Source organism: Agromyces cucurbitae, assembly GCF_058349945.1.
Window position 1 is genome coordinate 468,463 of record NZ_JBYRES010000004.1, and the last position, 20,389, is coordinate 488,851.

Annotated in this window: 18 protein-coding genes and 1 riboswitch; of the genes, 12 read left to right on the forward strand and 6 right to left on the reverse strand. The window is 71.2% G+C overall.

The genetic code is table 11. The features are described 5' to 3' along the window. Positions 1-131: 131 nt before the first annotated feature. Positions 132-2,660 (reverse strand): DUF7927 domain-containing protein, encoded by a 2,529-nt coding sequence (locus AC3RJ6_RS16630; RefSeq protein WP_491428218.1) that lies wholly within the window; start codon positions 2,658-2,660, stop codon positions 132-134. 237 nt (positions 2,661-2,897) lie between these two features. Here AC3RJ6_RS16630 and AC3RJ6_RS16635 point away from each other — a divergent pair, with 237 nt between their 5' ends. The 5 genes from AC3RJ6_RS16635 (at position 2,898) to AC3RJ6_RS16655 (ending at position 7,546) form a co-directional block, all read left to right on the forward strand. Further along, positions 2,898-4,202, forward strand: coding sequence for a YihY/virulence factor BrkB family protein (locus AC3RJ6_RS16635; RefSeq protein WP_491428219.1), 1,305 nt, complete (start codon positions 2,898-2,900; stop codon positions 4,200-4,202). Between the two features lie 73 nt (positions 4,203-4,275). Beyond that, positions 4,276-5,115, forward strand: a complete 840-nt coding sequence (locus AC3RJ6_RS16640; protein WP_491428220.1) for an exodeoxyribonuclease III — start codon at positions 4,276-4,278, stop codon at positions 5,113-5,115. A gap of 28 nt (positions 5,116-5,143) precedes the next feature. Continuing rightward, the gene (gene trpS / locus AC3RJ6_RS16645) at positions 5,144-6,154 is read left to right on the forward strand and encodes a tryptophan--tRNA ligase (protein ID WP_491428221.1); all 1,011 of its coding nucleotides are present in this window, start codon (positions 5,144-5,146) and stop codon (positions 6,152-6,154) included. A gap of 1 nt (position 6,155) precedes the next feature. Next, positions 6,156-6,749 (forward strand): GNAT family N-acetyltransferase, encoded by a 594-nt coding sequence (locus AC3RJ6_RS16650; RefSeq protein ID WP_491428222.1) that lies wholly within the window; start codon positions 6,156-6,158, stop codon positions 6,747-6,749. Then, entirely contained in the window at positions 6,746-7,546 is an 801-nt protein-coding gene (locus AC3RJ6_RS16655) for an HAD family hydrolase (RefSeq protein ID WP_491428223.1), read from the forward strand. The genes AC3RJ6_RS16650 and AC3RJ6_RS16655 overlap by 4 nt, the downstream gene beginning before the upstream one ends. A 158-nt stretch (positions 7,547-7,704) precedes the next feature. Here AC3RJ6_RS16655 and glpK read toward each other — a convergent pair whose 3' ends face one another. The 3 genes from glpK to AC3RJ6_RS16670 form a co-directional block, all read right to left on the reverse strand. Next, on the reverse strand, positions 7,705-9,219 hold the full coding sequence (gene glpK / locus AC3RJ6_RS16660) for a glycerol kinase GlpK (protein WP_491428224.1): 1,515 nt from the start codon (positions 9,217-9,219) through the stop codon (positions 7,705-7,707). A 63-nt stretch (positions 9,220-9,282) separates the two neighbouring features. Then, positions 9,283-10,041 carry an MIP/aquaporin family protein gene (locus AC3RJ6_RS16665; RefSeq protein ID WP_491428225.1) on the reverse strand — a complete coding sequence of 253 codons (759 nt, stop codon included), beginning with the start codon at positions 10,039-10,041 and terminating at the stop codon, positions 9,283-9,285. 222 nt (positions 10,042-10,263) lie between these two features. Further along, the gene (locus AC3RJ6_RS16670; protein ID WP_491428226.1) at positions 10,264-12,024 is read right to left on the reverse strand and encodes a glycerol-3-phosphate dehydrogenase/oxidase; all 1,761 of its coding nucleotides are present in this window, start codon (positions 12,022-12,024) and stop codon (positions 10,264-10,266) included. A 120-nt stretch (positions 12,025-12,144) separates the two neighbouring features. Between AC3RJ6_RS16670 and AC3RJ6_RS16675 the strand changes: the two genes are divergently transcribed. The 5 genes from AC3RJ6_RS16675 (at position 12,145) to ribH (ending at position 16,957) form a co-directional block, all read left to right on the forward strand. Continuing rightward, positions 12,145-13,149, forward strand: coding sequence for a sugar-binding transcriptional regulator (locus AC3RJ6_RS16675; protein ID WP_491428227.1), 1,005 nt, complete (start codon positions 12,145-12,147; stop codon positions 13,147-13,149). Between the two features lie 49 nt (positions 13,150-13,198). Continuing rightward, a riboswitch (FMN riboswitch) is annotated at positions 13,199-13,343 on the forward strand. Positions 13,344-13,430: 87 nt separating this feature from the next. Next, positions 13,431-14,477, forward strand: a complete 1,047-nt coding sequence (ribD, locus tag AC3RJ6_RS16680) for a bifunctional diaminohydroxyphosphoribosylaminopyrimidine deaminase/5-amino-6-(5-phosphoribosylamino)uracil reductase RibD (protein WP_491428228.1) — start codon at positions 13,431-13,433, stop codon at positions 14,475-14,477. A 1-nt stretch (position 14,478) separates the two neighbouring features. Beyond that, positions 14,479-15,186: a riboflavin synthase gene (locus AC3RJ6_RS16685; protein WP_491428229.1), complete on the forward strand. Its 708-nt coding sequence runs from the start codon at positions 14,479-14,481 to the stop codon at positions 15,184-15,186. Then, the gene (gene ribA, locus AC3RJ6_RS16690) at positions 15,183-16,484 is read left to right on the forward strand and encodes a GTP cyclohydrolase II (protein WP_491428230.1); all 1,302 of its coding nucleotides are present in this window, start codon (positions 15,183-15,185) and stop codon (positions 16,482-16,484) included. Before AC3RJ6_RS16685 ends, ribA begins: the two co-directional genes overlap by 4 nt. Beyond that, positions 16,481-16,957 carry a 6,7-dimethyl-8-ribityllumazine synthase gene (gene ribH, locus AC3RJ6_RS16695; RefSeq protein ID WP_491428231.1) on the forward strand — a complete coding sequence of 159 codons (477 nt, stop codon included), beginning with the start codon at positions 16,481-16,483 and terminating at the stop codon, positions 16,955-16,957. Before ribA ends, ribH begins: the two co-directional genes overlap by 4 nt. A 78-nt stretch (positions 16,958-17,035) precedes the next feature. On the opposite strand, the gene AC3RJ6_RS16700 is transcribed toward ribH, so the two are convergent. Next, entirely contained in the window at positions 17,036-17,494 is a 459-nt protein-coding gene (locus tag AC3RJ6_RS16700; protein ID WP_491428232.1) for a DUF2269 family protein, read from the reverse strand. A 317-nt stretch (positions 17,495-17,811) separates the two neighbouring features. Here AC3RJ6_RS16700 and AC3RJ6_RS16705 point away from each other — a divergent pair, with 317 nt between their 5' ends. Together AC3RJ6_RS16705 and AC3RJ6_RS16710 are read left to right on the forward strand one after the other, a co-directional pair. Then, entirely contained in the window at positions 17,812-19,200 is a 1,389-nt protein-coding gene (locus AC3RJ6_RS16705; RefSeq protein WP_491428233.1) for an MFS transporter, read from the forward strand. 278 nt (positions 19,201-19,478) lie between these two features. After that, the gene (locus AC3RJ6_RS16710) at positions 19,479-19,850 is read left to right on the forward strand and encodes a four-helix bundle copper-binding protein (RefSeq protein ID WP_491428234.1); all 372 of its coding nucleotides are present in this window, start codon (positions 19,479-19,481) and stop codon (positions 19,848-19,850) included. 150 nt (positions 19,851-20,000) lie between these two features. Here the strand turns inward: AC3RJ6_RS16710 and AC3RJ6_RS16715 are convergent, their stop codons facing one another. Further along, positions 20,001-20,372: a hypothetical protein gene (locus AC3RJ6_RS16715; RefSeq protein WP_491428235.1), complete on the reverse strand. Its 372-nt coding sequence runs from the start codon at positions 20,370-20,372 to the stop codon at positions 20,001-20,003. Positions 20,373-20,389 lie beyond the last annotated feature (17 nt).

Consider the following 20,389-nt stretch of genomic DNA (forward strand, 5'->3'; position numbering starts at 1 on the left):
CGCCCGATGCGCCCGGATGCCTCGCCGGCACGCGCGAGGCGCGCGTCGGCCTGTCCCCCGGTTCCGGGCGTTTCGGCGAACGACGGATGCCTCGCCGGGATCGCTCCCGGCGAGGCATCCGTCTCGGTGTCTCAGCCCTCGCGGCGGCGACGCATGCCGCGCGCGATCGCCGCTGCGCCGATCGCCGTCAGCAGCACCGCGAACGGCAGCACGAGCCCGGTCTCGACGCCCGTCTCGGCGAGACCCGGCGACGACGACGGCGTCGACGGGGTCGTCGGCGGGGTCGGCTGGTCGGGCGCCGCGTTGCAGTCGGGCGTCGGCGGCGGGTAGACGACGTCGGCGTCGCTCGACGGGTTGATCCGGATCTCGGCGACCGCCTGCGACCGCAGGTCGTAGAACGGTGCGCTCGGGTCGAGCACCCAGGTGCCGTCGGACAGCTGGGTCCATCCGGGCCAGGCGATCGGGTCGCCGTTCTCGTCGATCGCCGCCCCCGGCCAGAGCTGCAGGCCGGAGATCGTCTCACCGCTCACCCATCCGTCGGGATAGGCGATCGGATCGACCTGCGACGCCCCGTCGGCGAGCAGCGCTGCCACATCGTCGGCCGGGATCGAGGGATCGCGGTTCGCGAACGCCTCGGGCGTCCACCAGATCAGCGAGATCGGGTTGGCCGCCGGGTCGTCGATGTTGAACGGCGTCACCTCGTACGTGAACCACGGGGTGTCGTTCACGCACTGCGCGAGCCCCACGAGACCGATCGACTTGACCGGCGTCGCGGCGTCGTCGCAGTTGTTGTCGGGGTTCGAATCGAGCTCGGGCGGATCGCTCTCGACGCACGCCCCGTTCACGAGATCGGGGATCGGCTGGTCGGGCGCGGGCTGCGAGAGCTCGCCGACGGTCGCCTCGAACGTGATCGTGATGACGTCGCCGGGTTCGATCGTGCCGTCGTGCTGCACGGTGAGCACACCGCCCGTGACGTCGACCGGACCCCACTCGCCCGGGTTCGGCGAGATGACCGCCGAGCCGTCGACGTAGGTCACGCCCGCGGGAAGGGTGTCCGTGACGAGGCTGTCCTCGGCCGGGTCGGTGCCCTCGTTCGTGATCGTCAGGGTGTAGGTGATGACGTCGTCCTCGCCCGAGTCGACGGGTTCGTCGTTCTCGGTCGCCTCGTCCTTCACGAGCACGAGGTCGATGTCGACCACGGGGTGGTCGACGACGCACGGGTCGTCGTCCTCCGCCGGCTCGGCGGCGATCGCCGCCTTCTCGAGCACCGGCCCCGAGTCGGTCGGGCACTCGCCGCCGGGCCCGGGCTCGACGACGTTGTGCAGCAGTTCGCCGAACACGCCGTCGCCGACCTTCACGGTGTACGACACCATCACGAGGTCACCGGGCTCGAGGTCGGGGATGTCCCACGTGAGCACGTCGCCGACCGGCCCCGAGAGCCCGTCGCCGAGTTCGACGATCGTGCCGTTGTCGAGCACGTCGCTCACGTCGTCGAAGGCCTGCGCCCCCGTCACCGTGGCCTGCGAGTCGTTGAAGGCGCTCAGGGTGTAGACGATGAGATCGCCCGGCTCGACCGTCGCCCCGTCAGCAGGATCGGACGACTTCTCCAGCAGCCAGTGCGGCACCGGTGCCGGCGGGCACGGATTCACCGTGACCGTCTTCTGCAGGTCGTTGTCGGGATCGTCGCCGTCGCGATGCAGCACCACGTCGTACGTTCCGGGCAACAGCTGGAACTCGTGGTCGAGTGCGCCGTCGGGGTCGGTGAAGTCGAACGTCGCGACCACGTCATCGGTGCCCGAGACGTAGACGGTGATCGTGTACTCGAAGTTGAGCAGCAGCCCCAGCAGCGCGACCTTCAACGCCGGCGGCGTGCCGCCGACCTCGGTGCACACCTCGGCGAAGAGCTCGATCTTCGGCGGCGCGGGGTTGCAGTCCTCCTCGGTCAGCTCCGTCTTCGTGGTGTTGAGACCGGGGAAGTGGTGCTCGACGCCGTCCTTGTCCTTGTAGTCGAAGACCGGGATGATGTCGCGGTGGTCCTGGTGCTCGGAGTGGGCGTGCGAGGGATCGGTCGGATCGTCGGGGTCGCCGTTCGGATCGATGATCGACCGGACGCTCGGGCTGATGAACACGTACGGGTTCGATTCGCTGCTCGTCGCGTGGCAGATGTCGACGTGGTCGTTCCACTCGGGGATGGTCACCACCGGTGGGCCGTCGTTGTCGTTGTCGTTGTCGGCGGTCGGCGCGACCGCGGCCGTCGCCTTCGCGGCGGGCGCATCGGCGACCGGCGCCTCCGCCTCGGGCGCGACCACGGCTTCGGGCGCCGGTGCCTCCGCCGGCGGCGCAGCCTCGGGCTCGGGCGCGGGCTCCGGTTCGACGACCGGCTCGGGCTCGACGACCGGCTCGGGCTCGACGACCGGCTCGGGCTCGACCACGGGCTCCGGCGCCGGTGCGGGCTCCGCGGCCGGCTCGGCGGCGGGCTGCGCGGCGTCGGTCGACGCGACCGCGGCCTGGTCGGCGGTGGCTGGCGGCGCCTCCTCGGCGGCGGCCATCATCGGCGCACCGAAGATGACGAGCGCGCCCACGGTGACGGCGGCGAGCGCGGCGCGAACGCCCCCGCCTCGGGTTCGTGCTGCGCGGTGCGCGGGCAGAGATCGATGCATGACAGCTCCTGACGTCGGGTATGGAGCCGGCTCGGGTTACGGGTCAGCAGTGCCAGTCTGCGCCGCGCCGCACGCGGCCGACAAGGATTCCTCACCTTTTGTGCCCCGAAGAGGGGGACATCGGGGATGCCGCGGCCGACGTCGCACCGAGGCATCCGTCAGCAGTGCAGGCGGCGGTTCCCCGTTCTCGGGCGGCGCCGCACGGAGCGCATCGCGCTTCTCGCTATCGTTGGCATCGTGAGTGATCGAGCGTCCCGGCGGCGCGGCCACGCGGCGCCGAAGGGCGACGCCGCACCCGCTGCCGACGGTGCCGTGCCGGCCGGCGGCGCGGCGACCGAGTCGGCGGCACCGTCGACCGCGAAGGAGCGGTTCGACGCGCTCAGCCAGCCGCTGCGCGAACGCCTCGACGAGCCGATCAGCACCGTCACGACCATCACGAAGAAGACGATGGCGCTGTTCCCCGTGCGCGTGTGGCGGCACTTCCTCGCACGCAACGGGTTCCTGCTCTCGGCGGGACTCAGCTACCAGGCGCTCTTCGCGGTCTTCGCCGCGATCTACGTGCTCTTCGCCGTCGCCGGGCTCTGGCTCACGAGCAACCCCGACACGCTGCAAGTGCTCATCCAGCTCGTCAACACCTACGCCCCCGGCCTCATCGGATCGACCGACGACCCCGGCGTCATCTCGGCCGACGACCTCGCGTCGATCGCGCGCACGTCGAGCACGACGCTGACCTGGACGGGTGCCATCGCCGTCATCGGCCTCATCTGGACCGCCATCGGCTGGATCACGTACGCGCGCACGGCCGTGCGCAGCATCTTCGGGCTGCCGAAGGACACGAGGGCGTACGTGCTGCTGAAGGCGCGCGACCTGCTCGCCGGGCTCGCGTTCGGCGCGGTGCTCCTCGTGGCCTCGGCGCTGTCGGTCGCGACCACGTCGTTCGTCGCGTGGCTCTTCGACCTGCTGAACCTGCCGAACGCCGACGGCTGGGAGGCATTCACGGTGCGCTACGGCACCCTGGTCGTCGTCTTCGTCATCGACACCCTCGCCCTCGCCGTGATGTTCCGCTTCCTCTCCGGCGCGGCGATGCCGTGGCGGCGCATGTGGGTCGGCTCGCTCCTCGGGTCGGCCGCTCTCTCGGTCATGCAGCTGCTGAGCGGCCTGCTCGTCTCGAGCGTCACGAGCAACCCGCTGCTGGCGACCTTCGCCGTGTTCGTCGGACTCCTGTTGTGGTTCCACCTCACGAGCATCGTCATCCTCGTCGCGGCCAGCTGGATCGCGGTGGAGGCGGCCGACGCCAACGAGAGCCTGCGGCTCGTCACCGCCGAGCAGCTCGCGGCCGAGGCCCGGCAGCGCGAGCACGAGGCCCTGCTGACGGCCGCCCGGGTGCGGGTGCGGCTCGCGCGCACCGCGGTCGCCGACGCGGGCTGGTTCGAGCAGTTCAGCGCGAAGCGACGGCTCGCCCGCGCCGAGCAGGAACTGGCCGACCTCGAGGCGATGCCCGACGGCACCCCGTCGGCGAACGGCGTCGGAGGGCTCCCGTAAGGTCTCCCGGCCCTGCAGCCATGCCCGCGGCCGGCGGCCGACACCGTCGGAGGGCTCCCGTAGGATCGAGGACATGCCCTCTGCGAAGCCCCTCCGTCTCGCCAGCGTCAACGTCAACGGGGTTCGCGCCTCCTTCCGCAAGGGCATGGGCGAGTGGCTCGCCGGCCGCGACGTCGACATCCTCGCGCTGCAAGAGGTCCGCGCCTCGACCGAAGACCTCCAGGGCCTCCTCGGCGACGAATGGGACATCCTGCACGACCCCGCGACGGCCAAGGGCCGGGCCGGCGTCGCGATCGCGAGCCGCCGTCGGGCGCACATCCACCGCGTCGAGCTCGGCGCGGCCGAGTTCGACAGCGCCGGCCGCTGGCTCGAAGCCGACTACGAGGTCGGCGACCGCGTGCTGACCGTCGTGAGCGCCTACGTGCACTCGGGCGAAGACGGCACGCCCAAGCAGGTCGAGAAGTACAAGTTCCTCGACGCGATGGAGGCGCGGCTGCCCGAGCTCGCCGCCCACTCCGAGCTCGCCGTCGTCGTGGGCGACCTCAACGTCGGCCACCGCACCCTCGACATCAAGAACTGGAAGGGCAACGTGAAGAAGGCCGGCTTCCTGCCGACCGAGCGCGCCTACTTCGACCGGTTCGTCGGCGCCGAAGACGACCCCGCCTACAACGCGGGCGCCGGTCTCGGCTGGGTCGACGTCGGCCGCCGCGACGCGGGCGAGGTGCCCGGTCCGTACACGTGGTGGTCGCAGCGGGGCAAGGCCTTCGACACCGACACCGGGTGGCGCATCGACTACCACCTCGCGACCCCGGCGCTCGCCGAGACGGTCACGTCGTACGTCGTCGATCGCGCGGCGGCCTACGACGAGCGATGGTCCGACCACGCTCCCGTCGTCGTCGACTACGCCATCTGATCTGCTTTTCTTTCTCCTGAGGACTTCCATGAACACCAACCGCCCCGTCGTCTTCTCCGGCATGCAGCCGTCGAGCGACTCGCTGCATCTCGGCAACTACCTCGGCGCCCTCGTCAACTGGGTCGCGCTCCAAGACGACTACGACCCGATCTACTGCGTCGTCGACCTGCACGCGATCACCGTCCAGCAGGACCCGAAGGCGCTGCACGACAACGTGCGCCGAACGGCTGCCCAGTACCTCGCCGCCGGTGTCGACGTCGAGCGGTCGACGCTGTTCGTGCAGTCGCACGTGCCCGCGCACACCGAGCTCGCGTGGGTGCTGGGCACCATGACGGGCTTCGGCGAGGCGAGCCGCATGACGCAGTTCAAAGACAAGTCGAGCCGTTACGGCGCCGACGCGACCACGGTCGGACTCTTCACCTACCCCGTGCTCATGGCCGCCGACATCCTGCTGTACGGCACCGAGCTCGTTCCGGTCGGCGACGACCAGCGACAGCACCTCGAGCTCACCCGCGACCTGGCGGGTCGGTTCAACTCCCGCTACGGCGACACGTTCGTCGTGCCCGATGCGCTCATCCCGAAGGAGTCGGCGCGCATCTACGACCTGCAGGAGCCGACCGCCAAGATGTCGAAGTCGGCCGCCTCCGAGGCCGGCCTCGTGAAGCTCATGGACGACCCCGCCGTCACGGCCAAGAAGTTCAAGAGCGCGGTCACCGACACCGAGCGCGAGATCAGGTACGACCCGGCCGCGAAGCCCGGCATCTCGAACCTGCTCGACATCTACGCGTCGATCTCGGGCGACTCGATCGCCGACCTCGAGGCACGCTACGCGGGCCGCGGGTACGGCGACCTCAAGAAAGACCTGGCCGAGGTCGTCGTCGACCGGCTCACGCCGATCCGCGCGCGCACGCTCGAACTGCTCGAAGACCCCGCCGAGCTCGACCGCCTGCTCGCGATCGGCGCCGACCGCGCCGCCGAGCGCGCCGAGAAGGTGCTGCGCGACGTGTACGACCGCGTCGGTTTCGTGCGAAAGCGCTGACATGCGACCGGTCACCCTGCGCACGGCACGGCTCGTGCTCGACCTGCCCGTGAGGGGCGATGCCGAGCGCGTCACCCGGTACTGCCAGGACCCGCTCTTCGAGCAGTTCCTGACGACGCCGTGGCCCTACACCGCGGCGCACGCCGAGGGATTCCTCGAGGAGTACGTGCCCGGCGCCTGGCAGGCGGGCACCGAGCTGACGTGGGCCATCCGCACCGAGCCGGGCGGACCGCTGATCGGCGTCATCGGGTTGCGCACGAGTGCGCGCGAGGTCGGCTTCTGGCTCGGCGCCGACCAGCGCGGGTCGGCGTACATGGCCGAGGCCCTGCTCGCGGTCTGCGACTGGGCGTTCGCCGAGCTGCCCGGCACCGACCGCGTCACGTGGCGCGCGAACCGCGGCAACGTCGCATCGGCGATGGTCGCGCGTGCCGCCGGATTCAGCAACACCACGACCGAGTCGACGACCGTGCCCGGACGCGACGGGGCCGACCTGCCCGGCTGGTCGGGCGAACGCGGTCGCCTGCCCGAGGCCGATGCCCGCGCGAGCTGGCAGCCGCTGCTCGATGGGGTGACCGCGCCGGGCGGTGCCGCGTGACGATCGACGCGAGCAGCCGCGACCCCGAGGTCGGCGCCCCCGCCGAGCCCGCCGACGCGGTCGCATCCCCGCTCGTGCTGTTCGATCTCGACGACACGCTCATGGCGCACCGCGAGGCGGTGGCCACCGCGATCGTGCTGCACATGCGCGAACGGGCATACTCCGGCGATGTCGAGGCCGCGGAGCGGCTCTGGCACGAGCTCGAAGAGCAGCACTACCACGAGTACCTCGCCGGCCGAGCGACGTACGAGGGTCAGCGCCGGGCCCGCGCGCGCGACTTCGCCCTCGCCCACGGCGACGAGCTCGACGACCTCGCCGCGAGCGCCTGGTTCGCCCGGTACTTCGAGCGCTACCGCGACTCGTGGTCGTTGCACCGCGACGCGCTGCCCGCGCTCGACGCCGTCGAAGCCGCCCTGCCCGGGATGCGGTACGGCGTGATCACGAACGGCGAGCTCGAGCTGCAGACGACGAAGCTCGAACGGCTCGGCCTGCTCGAGCGGTTCGAGCTCGTGATCGCCTCGGGCGAGACGGGGGTCGCGAAGCCCGACCCCGCGATCTTCGAGCTGGCCGTCGCGCGTTTCGCCGAGACGGCGCCGGTCGGCCGCGCCGCCTACGTGGGCGATCGGCTCGTCACCGATGCGGTCGGCGCGGCACGGGCGGGGCTCGTCGGCGTCTGGCTGAACCGTTCGGGCGCTCGCCCGCAGCCGGGTGACGCCGAGGCGGCCGAGGCCGCCGGAGTCGTCGAGATCGCGTCGCTCGACGAGCTCGCACCGCGTCTGGCCGCGCTGCTCCGCTAGGTCGCAGGCCCGATGGGCCCCGCCGCCGACGCACGGCTCGACCGCGGGCGGCATCATCGGGCGAGGGAGCAACGCACCCCCGAACGAGAGAGGGCCGGGCGCACCCCCATGCGCCCGGCCCGAGAACCCACCGTAACCCCCGGTGGGAGCATTCGACGTCAGATGACGTCGTCGTCGACCCAATCGAGGGTCTTCGACACGGCCTTCTTCCAGTTGCGGTCGAGCCGCTCGCGCTCGGCCTCGTCCATCGAGGGCGTCCAGCGCTTGTCCTCCTGCCAGTTCTGCGCGAGCTCGTCGAGGCTCGACCAGAACCCGACCGCGAGCCCGGCCGCATACGCGGCACCGAGGGCCGTCGTCTCGGCGACGACGGGACGAACGACCGGCACCCCGAGGAGGTCGGCCTGGAACTGCAGCAGCGTGTCGTTCGCCGTGGCGCCGCCGTCGACGCGGAGCTCGGTGAGGTCGACGCCGGCGTCGGCGTTGACGGCCTCGATCACGTCGCGGGTCTGGAACGCGATCGCCTCGAGCGCCGCGCGGGCGATGTGCCCCTTGTTCACGAACCGGGTGAGGCCGACGAGCGCGCCCCGCGCATCGGGTCGCCAGTACGGCGCGAAGAGCCCCGAGAACGCCGGCACGAAGTACGCGCCGCCGTTGTCCTCGACGGAGTTCGCGAGCTCCTCGACCTCGGCGGCCGACGAGATCAGGCCGAGGTTGTCGCGCAGCCACTGGATGAGCGAACCCGTGACGGCGATCGACCCTTCGAGCGCGTAGTGCACGGGCTGGTCGCCGAGCTTGTAGCCCACCGTCGTGAGCAGCCCGTTCTTCGAGTGGACGATCTCCTCGCCGGTGTTGAAGATGAGGAAGTTGCCCGTGCCGTAGGTGTTCTTCGCCTCGCCGGTCGCGAAGGCGGCCTGGCCGAAGGTCGCCGCCTGCTGGTCGCCGAGGATGCCCGCGATCGGGGTCTCGCGCAGCAGCGAGTGCTCGTTCGCGACGCCGTAGACCTCCGAGGACGACTTGATCTCGGGCAGCATCGAGCGCGGCACGCCGAAGGCGGCGAGGATCTCGTCGTCCCACTGCAGGGTCTCGAGGTCCATGAACATCGTGCGGCTCGCGTTGGTGACATCCGTCGCGTGCACGCCGCCGTCCACGCCGCCCGTCAGGTTCCAGAGCACCCAGGTGTCGGTCGTGCCGAAGAGCAGGTCGCCCGCCTCGGCCTTTTCACGCGCACCGGGCACGTTCTCGAGGATCCAGACGACCTTCGTGCCCGAGAAGTAGGTCGCGAGCGGGAGTCCCACCTTGGCCTTGAACCGCTCGACGCCGCCGTCGGCCGCGAGCCGGTCGACGATCGGCTGTGTCCGCGTGTCCTGCCAGACGATCGCGTTGTAGACCGGCTCGCCGGTCGTCTTGTCCCACACGACCGTGGTCTCGCGCTGGTTGGTGATGCCGACCGCGGCGATGTCGTGCCGGGTGAGGTTGACCTTGCCGAGGGCCTGGCCGATCACCTCCCCCGTGTTGCGCCAGATCTCGGCGGGGTCGTGCTCGACCCAGCCCGCCTTGGGGAAGATCTGCTCGTGCTCGAGCTGTCCGGTCGAGACGATCGATCCGGCCTTGTCGAAGATGATCGCGCGCGACGAGGTGGTGCCCTGGTCGATCGCGAGGACGTAGTCAGCCATCTGAGAACTCCGTTGCTGTCAGTGAATGGTGGTGATGGGGGTCGAGGTGCGGATGCCTCGGGGTCAGCCGAGCACCGGGAGCAGGACGAGCGCCGCCCAGCCGGCGAGCACGCCGCCGATGATCGGGCCGACGACCGGCACCCACGAGTACGCCCAGTCGGAGCCGCCCTTGCCCGCGATCGGCAGGATGGCGTGTGCGATGCGCGGACCGAGGTCACGGGCCGGGTTGATGGCGTAGCCGGTCGGCCCACCGAGCGAGGCGCCGATGCCGATCACGAGCAGGGCGACGGGCAGGGCGCCGAGTGCGGCGAGACCGCCGGCGTCACCGTTGCGGCCGAAGCCGATGACGACGAAGACGAGCACGAACGTGCCGATGATCTCGGTGACGAGGTTCCAGCCGTACGAGCGGATCGCGGGGCCGGTCGAGAAGACGCCGAGCTTGTTGCCCGCGTCGGGCTCGGCGTCGAAGTGCTGCTTGTAGGCGAGCCAGCAGAACACCGCACCGATGAATGCACCGAGCATCTGGGCACCGATGTAGGTGAGCACCGAGACGAGGTTCACGGGCACTCCCGAGCCGAACTCCTGGGCGCCGTTCGCCACGAGGCCGAGCGTGACGGCGGGGTTCAGCTGGGCGCCCGAGGCGTACGAGACGATGACGCCGGCGAAGACGGCGAAGCCCCAGCCGATGTTGACCATCAGGAAGCCGCCGTTGTGCCCCTTGTTCTTCGCGAGCGCGACGTTGGCGACGACGCCGCAGCCGAGCAGCACGAGCAGTGCGGTTCCGACGACTTCCGAGAGGAAGACGAGACCGAGATTGTCCACGTTGACCTTCTTTCACGAGGCGAGGGCGGATGCGGCATCCGCCCGTTCGAACGACCGGGCCGCGTTCGGCCCGGATGAAACGTACCCGCCGGAAATGCCGCTGCGAGGCGTTTCGGGGTGCACATCCGTGCAGATTCCGGGCCCTGTCGGTCGAGTAGCGCTCGACGGAGGAGAGCGGGTGTCGAGACCACCCCACCGTGGTCTCGACACGGCGCTGCGCGCCTACTCGACCGACGCAGGGACCTCCAGCCGCACCCCGTGCCGCTCGGCGAGCAGTGCCGTCGTCGCGGCGATCTCCGCGGCGACGCGCTCGGCCGGCCAGCCGAGTTCGGCGCCGACGATGACGGCGAGCTCGTCGAGCAGCGGAGCCGTGACCGTGCCGGTGAACGCGAGGCTCGTGCGGCGCAGCACGACGTCCTGCAGGTGCACGACGTGCTCGTCGCGCGCGAGCCAGGCGATCTCGAGGCGGCTGTAGCCGGTGTGGTGCACGAGCGGCTCGTCGACCTCCCCCTCGATGCCGGCGAGGAACGCCGCCGCCCGGGTTCCGTAGCGCTCGAGCAGTTCGTCGGCGCGGGCGCGCCCGACCTCGTCGCCGTGCGAGACGAGCCACACCCGACGGGCGTCGTCGGTAGCCGGGTAGCCGGCACCGCCGCCGATCGCGAGTCCCTTCGTCGAGACGACCCGCTCGCGGCCGAGGAGTGCGAGCACCTCGTCGGAGAGGTGCTCGGCGAGTGCGCGGAACGTCGTCCACTTGCCGCCCACGAGACTCAGCACGGTCGTGCCCGGCCGGCCGGAGGCATCCGCCCGCTCGATGCGGTAGTCGCGCGACACGAAACCGGGCTGGGTGTCGTCGTGCCGGGGCAGCGGCCGCACCCCCGAGAACCGGTAGACGATCTGGGAGCGGTCGACGCGGATGGCTGGGAAAACGTGCGCGATGAGGTCGAAGAAGTAGTCGACCTCCTCCTCGGTGCAGATCGCGGGCTCGCGCATGTCGTGCTCGAGGTCGGTCGTGCCGACCATGACCCGCCCCTTGAGCGGGTAGATGAGCACGATGCGGCCGTCCTCGTGCTCGAAGAAGATCTCGCGGCCGGCGGTCGCGGCGAGGAGCTCGGGGTGGTCGAGCACGATGTGCGAGCCCTTCGTGCCGCCCATGAACCGGGTCTCGCGGCCGAGCTCCGCGTTCGTGAGGTCGGTCCACGGCCCCGACGTGTTGACGACGACGTCGACGGCGACCGAGAACTCCTCGCCCGTCGTCGTGTCGCGGAGGCGCACGCCGGCCGCGTCGTGGCCGACGGCCTCGACGTAGTTCACCGCGCGGGCGTGCGCGCCGGTGGCGAGCCCGTCGAAGAGCACGTCGAGCGCGAGCCGCTCGGGGTCGTGCATGCTCGCGTCGTAGTACGTCGCCGTGTACTTGACGCCGGGGTTCAGCGCGGGGAGCTCTGCGAGCGAGCGCTTCGCGCCGTGGAACCGGTGCCGCGGCACCGCGCCGCCGTCGCGCGAGAACGAGTCGTAGATCGTGAGCCCCGTCTTGATGAGCGCGGCCCCGCGCTCGGTCGGCTTGCCCGACTTGTGCGTCAGGAAGCGCAACGGCGCCGAGAGGATGCCCGAGAAGGTCGAGAAGATCGGCACCGTGGTCTCGAGCGGCTTGACGTAGTGCGGCGCGATGCGGATGAGCCCGTTGCGCTCCTCGACCGACTCCTTGACCAGGCGGAACTCGCCGTTCTCGAGGTAGCGGATGCCGCCGTGGATCATGTGCGACGAGGCCGAGGACGCCCCCGAGACGAAGTCGCCGCGTTCGACGAGCACGACGTCGACGCCCTGCAGGGCGAGGTCGCGGAAGGTCGCGATGCCGTTGATGCCGCCGCCGATCACGAGCACCGCGGCCTGCGGGCGCTCACGCAGGGATGCGACCGCTTCGCGGGTCGAGACCGCACCGGCGGGTGCGGGCTGCCGGCGGTTCCGGTTCGTCGATTGCGCTGACATCACTGTCCTCTCGGGGAGCGAACGGCGGGCTTGCACGAGCCTGCCGGGTGTGGATGAATACATCGTGAACACGGCAGCACGAACTTGCAAGCCGCGTGAACATATGTGCAAGGTGGACGGATGATCGACAAGGAACTCCTCGCGACGGTGGACGCCGACGAGGCCGTGCCCGGCAAGACCCGGGATGCGCTGCGTGCGGCGCACCTGTACTACATGCAGGACCTCACGATGGATGCGATCGCGCACGAGCTGCACACCTCGCGATCCTCGGTCTCGCGCCTGCTCAGCCACGCCAGGGCGAGCGGGCTCGTCGAGATCTCGATCCACTCGCCGCTCGACCTGCCGAGCCGCATCGAGCAGGAGATCCTCGAGCGATTCGAGGTCGCCGCCCACGTGATCCCCGTACCCGACCATGCGAGCGACGTCGACCGGCTCGACCGCGTCGCGCTCTCGGCTGCACGGATTCTCGGTCGGTTCGTCGACTCGAACCAGCTCGTGGGCGTCGCGTGGGGCTCGACGATGGGCGCGATGAGCCGGCACCTCGTGCCGAAGGCCACGCACAACACCGAGATCGTGCAGCTCAACGGCGCCGGCAACGTGCGCACGACCGGCATCGTCTACGCGAGCGAGCTGCTGCGCCGGTTCGGCGACGCGTTCGGAGCGCGCGTGCAGCAGTTCCCCGTGCCGGCGTTCTTCGACGACCCCGCGACGAAGGAGGCGTTCTGGCGCGAGCGCTCGACCCGGCGCCTGCTCGAACTGCAGGGGCGTCTCGACCTCGCCCTCTTCGGCATCGGTTCGCCGTTCGCCGAGGTGCCGAGCCACGTCTACCAGGGCGGTTACCTCGAGCGGGCCGACTACGAGGGGTTGAGCGCCGACGGGGCGGTCGGCGACGTGGCCACGGTGTTCTACCGTGCCGACGGCTCGACCGAGGGCATCGCGCTGAACGAACGTGCGACCGGTCCCGACTTCGCCGTGCTGCGCCGAGCGCCCCGCCGGATCTGCGTCGTCTCCGGGCGCGCGAAGCTCGCGGGCCTGCGCGGTGCGCTCGCCGCCGGGCTCATCACCGACCTCATCGTCGACGAGGGCACCGCGCGGGCGCTCGTCGAGACGGCGCCCTCCGTGTGACGCGGGAATAGGCCGGCCCGTGCTGCGTTGACCTATGATCGAACACGAGAAACGTGCTCCGGGGTCGGTGTAATTCCGAGCCGGCGGTGACAGTCCGCGAGCCGGGCGCGTCGACCGAGAGGTCGGCAGCGCACGGTTGAACCGGTGGAATTCCGGTACCGACGGTGAAAGTCCGGATGGGAGGCGGCACGTGTCGGCAGCGCCGTGCGCGCCGTCGACGCCGCGGTGAACGCACCGCGGCCGACCGAGCATTCCCCGGAGCCTCGGATGAGGACGAGGGAATGACGACGGTCGACGAACGGCTCGGGGCGGACGCCTCGGCGATGCGCCGCGCGCTCGAGCTGGCCGAGCTCGGCCCGGCTCGCGGGGTGAACCCGCGCGTGGGCTGCGTCATCCTCTCCCCCGCCGGCGAGATCATCGCCGAGGGCTGGCATCGCGGGGCCGGCACGGCGCACGCCGAGGTCGACGCGCTCGCGAAGCTCGAGCCCGGCGCCGCTCGCGGCGCCACCGCGGTCGTGACCCTCGAGCCGTGCAACCACACCGGCCGCACGGGCCCCTGCGCGGTCGCCCTCGTGGAGGCGGGCGTCGCTCGCGTCGTCTACGCGGTCGCCGATCCGGGCGACCACTCGTCGGGCGGCGCCGAACGGCTCCGCGGGGCGGGCGTGGCGGTGACGGCCGGCGTGCTCGCCGACGAGGTCGAGGCGATGCTCGAGGACTGGCTCTTCGCCGCGAGGCGCCGTCGTCCGCGCGTGATCGTCAAGTGGGCCGCGAGCCTCGACGCCCGCGCCGCCGCGGCCGACGGCACGAGCCGGTGGATCACCGGCCCGGAGGCCCGCGCCGACGTGCACCGCCGGCGCGCGGCCGCCGACGCGATCGCCGTCGGCACCGGCACCGTGCTCGCCGACGACCCCGCGCTCACGGCACGCGACGACGCGGGGCGACTGCTCGACGAGCAGCCCGTGCCGGTCGTGTTCGGACACCGCGCGATCGCCGACGACGCCGCCGTGCATCGTCACCCGCACGAGCCCGTGCTCCGCTCCGGCGACGATCTGGCCGCCGACCTCGAGGAACTGCAGCGCCGCGGCATCCGCTCGCTCTTCGTCGAGGGCGGGCCCACGCTCGCGAGCGCGTTCCTCGCCGCGGGCCTCGCCGACGAGCTGCTCGTGTACGTCGCACCGATGCTGCTCGGCGGCGATCGCCTCGCCGTCGGCGACCTCGGCATCCCGACGATCGCCGACGCCCACCGCTTCCGCTTCGCCGCCGTCGAGCGGCTCGGCGACGACGTGCTGCTCGTCGCCCATCCGACCACCCACCCTGGAGGGAACTGACATGTTCACCGGAATCATCGAGGAGCTCGGCCGCATCACGCGCGTCGAACGCTCGGGCGACGCCGCCCGGCTGACCGTGCACGGGCCGCTCGCGGTCGAGGGCGTCGCGCACGGCGACTCGATCTCGGTGTCGGGCGTCTGCCTCACGGTCGTCGATTTCGACGAGGAGGGCTTCACGGCCGACGTGATGGCCCAGACGCTCGCGATGTCGACCCTCGACGGCGCGCGCGAGGGCCTCGCCGTCAACCTCGAGCGCGCAGCACGGGTCGGCGACCGCCTCGGCGGCCACATCGTGCAGGGGCACATCGACGGCACCGCCCGGGTGCTCGAGATCCGCCCGGGCGAGGCGTGGCGCTACCTGCGCTTCTCGCTCGACCCCGAGCACGCGCCGCTCGTCGTCGACAAGGGATCGATCGCGGTCGACGGCGTCTCGCTGACCGTCTCGAGCGTCGGCGCCGACGACGACGGCGACTGGTTCGAGGTGTCGCTCATCCCCGAGACCCTCACCGCCACCACCCTCGGCGAGCGCGAGGTCGGCGACCTCGTCAACATCGAGACCGACATCGTCGCGCGCCAGGTGGCCCGGATGCTGCGATTCGGCGACCACCGCACGCTGCCGTCGTCCGTGGGCTTCGAGACACGTCCTCCCGCATGGGGCGCTCCGGCGCCCGCTGAACCCGCCACGACGACCGAAGGAGGCGCGGCATGAGCCTCGCCACGATCCCCGAAGTGCTCGACGCCCTGCGAGCGGGCAAGCCCGTCATCGTCGCCGACGACGAGGCCCGCGAGAACGAGGGCGACGCCATCATGGCCGCCGAGTTCGCGACCCAGGAGTGGATCGCGTGGATGGTGCGCCACACGAGCGGCTACCTGTGCGCCCCGATGCCGAACGCGGTCGCCGACCGGCTGTCGCTGCCGCTCATGGTCGAGCGCAATGAAGACGTGCGGGGCACGGCCTACACGATCTCGGTCGACGCGGCCGACCGCAACTCGACCGGCATCTCCGCGGCCGAGCGCGCCCACACGCTGCGCGTGCTCGCCGACCCGGGCTCGACCCCCTCGGCGCTCGTCCGCCCCGGGCACATCCTGCCGCTGCGCGCCGTCGACGGCGGCGTGCGCGAGCGCGCGGGCCACACCGAGGCGGCGGTCGACCTCATGCGCCTCGCCGGGCTCAACCCGGTCGGCGTCATCGGCGAGCTCGTCGAGGACGACGGCGAGATGATGCGGCTGCCCGGCCTCATCGCCCTCGGCGAGCGCGAGGGGCTGCCCGTCACGACGGTCGCGGCGCTCATCGACTGGCTGCGCGAGTGGCACGACGGCCAGAGCCTCGAGGCGGGCGCCGCCGCCGTCGTGCCCGAGAGCTCGCCCGTCGACTTCGAGGTCGAGACGATGCTGCCGACGGTGCACGGCGAGTTCCGCGTGCGGGCCTACCGCGACCGCGGCACGGGCGCCGACCACGTCGCGATCATCGCGGGCGACCCGGCGGCCGACCCGGCCGGTGCGATCGTGCGCGTGCACTCCGAGTGCCTCACGGGCGAGGCGTTCGGCTCGCTGAAGTGCGAGTGCGGACCCCAGCTCGACTCGGCGCTGCGCACCATCCAGCGCGACGGCGGCGTCGTGATCTACCTGCGCGGGCACGAGGGGCGCGGCATCGGGCTCATCAACAAGCTGCGCGCCTACCGGCTGCAGGAGCAGGGACTCGACACGCTCGACGCGAACCTCGCGCTCGGCCTGCCGATCGACGCACGCGACTACTCGTCGGCGACGGCGATCCTCACCGACCTGGGCGTCGAGCGCGTGCGCCTGCTCACCAACAACCCCGAGAAGGTGCGCCAGCTCACCGCGCACGGCATCGACGTCGTCGAGCGGGTACCGCTCGTCGTCGGCGTCGGCGAGGTGAACCAGGGGTACCTCGAGACAAAGGCGTCCCGCATGGGCCACGCCATCGACGACCAGCAGCTCGCGGATGCCGCGGCTGAAGCCCTCCTGGAAGGACACGCATCATGAGCGGACAGGGATCCCCCGTACTCGACATCGACGGCTCGGGCCTGAAGGTCGTCATCGTCGCCGGCAGTTGGCACGACGAGATCACCGATGGCCTCATCGCCGGCGCGACCCGCACCCTCGAGGGTGCCGGCGCCGACTACGAGCTCGTGCGCGTGCCGGGCAGCTTCGAGCTGCCGGTCGTCTCGAAGGCGGCGCTCGAGGCGGGTGCCGATGCGGTCGTCGCGCTCGGCGTGATCATCCGGGGCGGCACGCCGCACTTCGAGTACGTGTCGTCGGCCGCGACCGACGGGCTCACCCGGGTCGCCCTCGACACGGGCAAGCCGGTCGGCTTCGGCGTGCTCACCCTCGACGACGAGCAGCAGGGCCTCGACCGCGCAGGGCTGCCCGGCTCGAAGGAGGACAAGGGACGCGAGGCGGCCGAGGCCGCCATCGCGACGGCGCGGGCGCTCGGCGCGCTGAAGTCGGTCGAGTAGGCGCGAAGCGCCGTATCGAGACCACTCGGCGGGTGGTCTCGATACGCTCCTTCGTCGCTACTCGACCGACCCGGGGTGCTACGGCTTCCAGACCATGAGCACGACGACCGCGACGAGCAGCAGCGAGACGATGCCGCTGCCTGCGGCGATCGCCGGGTAGCCCTGGCGCTCCGAGGCCGCGGCACCCGAGGCCTCCGCCCCGGTCGCCTGCAGCGCCTCGGCGGCACGGTTCATCGCCGGCACGACCACGAAGAGGCTCAGCGCGAACGCCACGACGTAGAGGATGATCGACCAGAGGATCCACGGCGTCGTCACCGAGAGGTCGTACTCGTCGGGCGCCATGCTCATCGCGCCGAAGCCGAACACGAAGACGGCGAGCGACAGCCAGCTGAAGATCATCGTCGACTTCGCGAGCGTCGCGACCTGCGCGCCGTTGCCGGCACGCACCGCGCGCATCGCGGTCATCGGCAGGATGGCCATCGGGCCCACGATGAAGACGGCCGCGGTGACGTGCAGAACGCTGAAGAGGGTATCCATGGGCTCAGCCTAACGAGGCGGGCGCCTCGGCCGCGTCGAACCTTCGGTTGAACGGGGATGCCGCGGGCGCGGGTGGTCTCGATACGGCGCTGCGCGCCTCCTCGACCGACCGGGGTGCGCCGTTCGTCGCACGATCACCACCGCTCGTCGCAGCGACGGGCGCCGATCACCCCCGATCGCGGGGTGGCGCGGCATCCGTGCCGTATCGTATGCGGGTTGCCACAAGCGACGATTCCATGACTGCCCCCAGGCTGAGCGCCAGACCGACGTGCCCGAGTGCAGCGTCACCCGCATCACCCTCTGGAGTCTTCGCAGCGATGTCGTCATCGACCGCGGCCACGGCCGCTCCCGCAGCACCCGCCAATCCACGCAGTCGCGTGATCCTCGCGAGCCTCATCGGCACGACGATCGAGTTCTACGACTTCTACGTCTACGCGACCGCGGCCGTGCTCGTCTTCCCGCACCTCTTCTTCCCGGCCGGCGACCCGACCACGGCGCTGCTCGCGTCGTTCGCCGTGTTCGGCGCCGCCATGGTCGCCCGCCCGCTCGGTGCGGTGTTCTTCGGCCACCTCGGCGACCGGGTCGGCCGCAAGGCGACGCTCGTCGGCGCCCTGCTCACGATGGGCATCGCGACCTTCCTCATCGGCGTGCTGCCGACGTACGCCGCGGTGGGTTGGCTCGCTCCGCTGCTGCTCGTGATCCTGCGCATCGCGCAGGGCTTCGCGCTCGGCGGCGAGTGGTCGGGCGCCGCGCTCGTCGCGACCGAGAACGCTCCGAAGGGCAAGCGCGCCTGGTACGGCACGTTCCCCCAGCTCGGTGCGCCGATCGGCTTCATCATCGCGAACGGGCTGTTCCTCATCATCGCCGCCGCACTGCCGTCGGACGACCCGACGATGCCGTCGCAGGCGTTCCTCGACTGGGGCTGGCGCATCCCGTTCCTGTTCTCGGTCGTGATGGTCGCCGTCGGACTCTGGGTGCGACTGCGCCTCGTCGAGTCGACCGCCTTCGCCACGGCCTCGAAGCAGGGCCGCATCAAGCGCCTGCCGCTCGCGAGCGTCTTCAAGAGCTACTGGAAGCAGCTCATCCTCGGCACCTTCTTCATGCTCGCCACCTATGTGCTCTTCTACCTGATGACCACGTTCTCGCTGAGCTACGGCCGTGCGCCGATCGAGGCGCCCGAGGGTGCGCTGCCCGGCCTCGGCTACTCGTACAACACGTTCGTGCTCATGCTCATCGGCGGGGTCGTGTTCTTCGGCGTCTTCACGCTGCTCTCGGGACCGTGGGCCGACCGCTGGGGCCGTCGCAAGACGCTCATCTGGGTCACCGCGGCGATCATCGTGTTCGGCCTGCTCTGGGTGCCGCTGCTGTCGGCCGGCTTCGCGGGCGTCATGGGCTGGCTCGTGATCGGCTTCTCGCTCATGGGCATGACCTTCGGCCCGATGGGCGCCCTCCTGCCCGAGCTCTTCCCGACGAACGTGCGGTACACGGGATCGGGCATCTCGTACAACGTCTCGTCGATCCTCGGGGCGGCGGTCGCACCGTTCATCGCGGTCGCGCTGTGGCAGGCCGGCGGCGGCAGCCCGTTCTGGGTCGGCATCTACCTGTCGGCGATGGCGGTGCTGACGCTCATCGCGCTGCTGGTCTCGAAGGAGACCCGCGACGTCGACTTCGACGAGGCCGGGCTCGAGTCGTCGGCGGTGCTCTGACCGACCTGCTCGATGGGCGGATGCCTCGCCTCGCGCCGCGCGCGGGGCGAGGCATCCGCCCTTCGCCGTACCCGGCCGCCCGCCGTCACGCAGCTGTCACGAGAACGTCATCGGCGCCCCTTCAGGCGCCGCCGACCGCGGCGTAGCATGGCCCGCATCAGGGTCGCCGAGTCCTCCGCCGGCACCGTCGACGCTCGGCCGCCCGGGGTGGAACGGGTGCGCCGATGAACATGACGATGGACATGATGAAGGACGCGATGTCGTCGTCGGAGATGCCGATGCCGGGCATGGACGCCGCGATGATGCAGGAGTGTATGGAGGCCCTCTCCGCGTGCATGCAGGCGTGCCTGATGTGCGCCGATGCCGACGCGGGCGAGGGCATGGGCCGATGCGCCGCGATGTGCGCGAACTGCGCCGACGTGTGCGACACCATGATGCGGATGATGCTGCGCATGCGCGGCATGGACCTGCAGGTGATGACGTCGATGATGCAGACGACGGTCGCGATGTGCCGCGCCTGCTCGGCCGAGTGCATGGCGCACGCCGACATGAGCGAGCACTGCCGCATGTGCGCGATGGCGTGCGATCAGTGCGCTGCCGCGATGGAGAAGATGATGGGCTCGATGAGCGGGGCGATGCCGATGGGGTAGGTCGCCGTCGCACCGCCGCCGATCCGCGACTCGTGCCGCAGCAGGAGGCGGTTCGCATCGCTCCGGCACTGCTCCGCTCAGCGGAGCAGTGTCGGAGGAGCGACGGGGCATCGCGGGCCGCGGGCTCGCCGGCCGTGAGGCCCGTGGGGCTCAGGCGTCGGCGACGCTGAAGCGCAGCGCACCGGCGGCGAGCACGCCGTAGATCGCGTGCAGGGCGACCGGGTGCCCGGGAGCGATCGCGCCCGAGAACGCATCGTGGTGCCAGACGCGGCGAACGCCGTCACCGTCGCCGGCGCTGCCGCCGTCGAGCGCCGCGATCGTCGCGAACCCGTCGGCGTCGACCTCGGTGACGATCGCGTCGACCCACTTCGACGGCGTCGCGGTCGCGAGCCGAAGCTGCATCGCATGCAGGCCGTGACCGGGGCGGTCGCTCGAGCAGTCGCTCGCGTGCACGCAGCCGCGCATGCCCATGACCGCGCCCGTGCGGGGCTCGGTGACGGCGTGCGGCTCGTGGTGCGACATGAGGGCTCCTCGTGGTC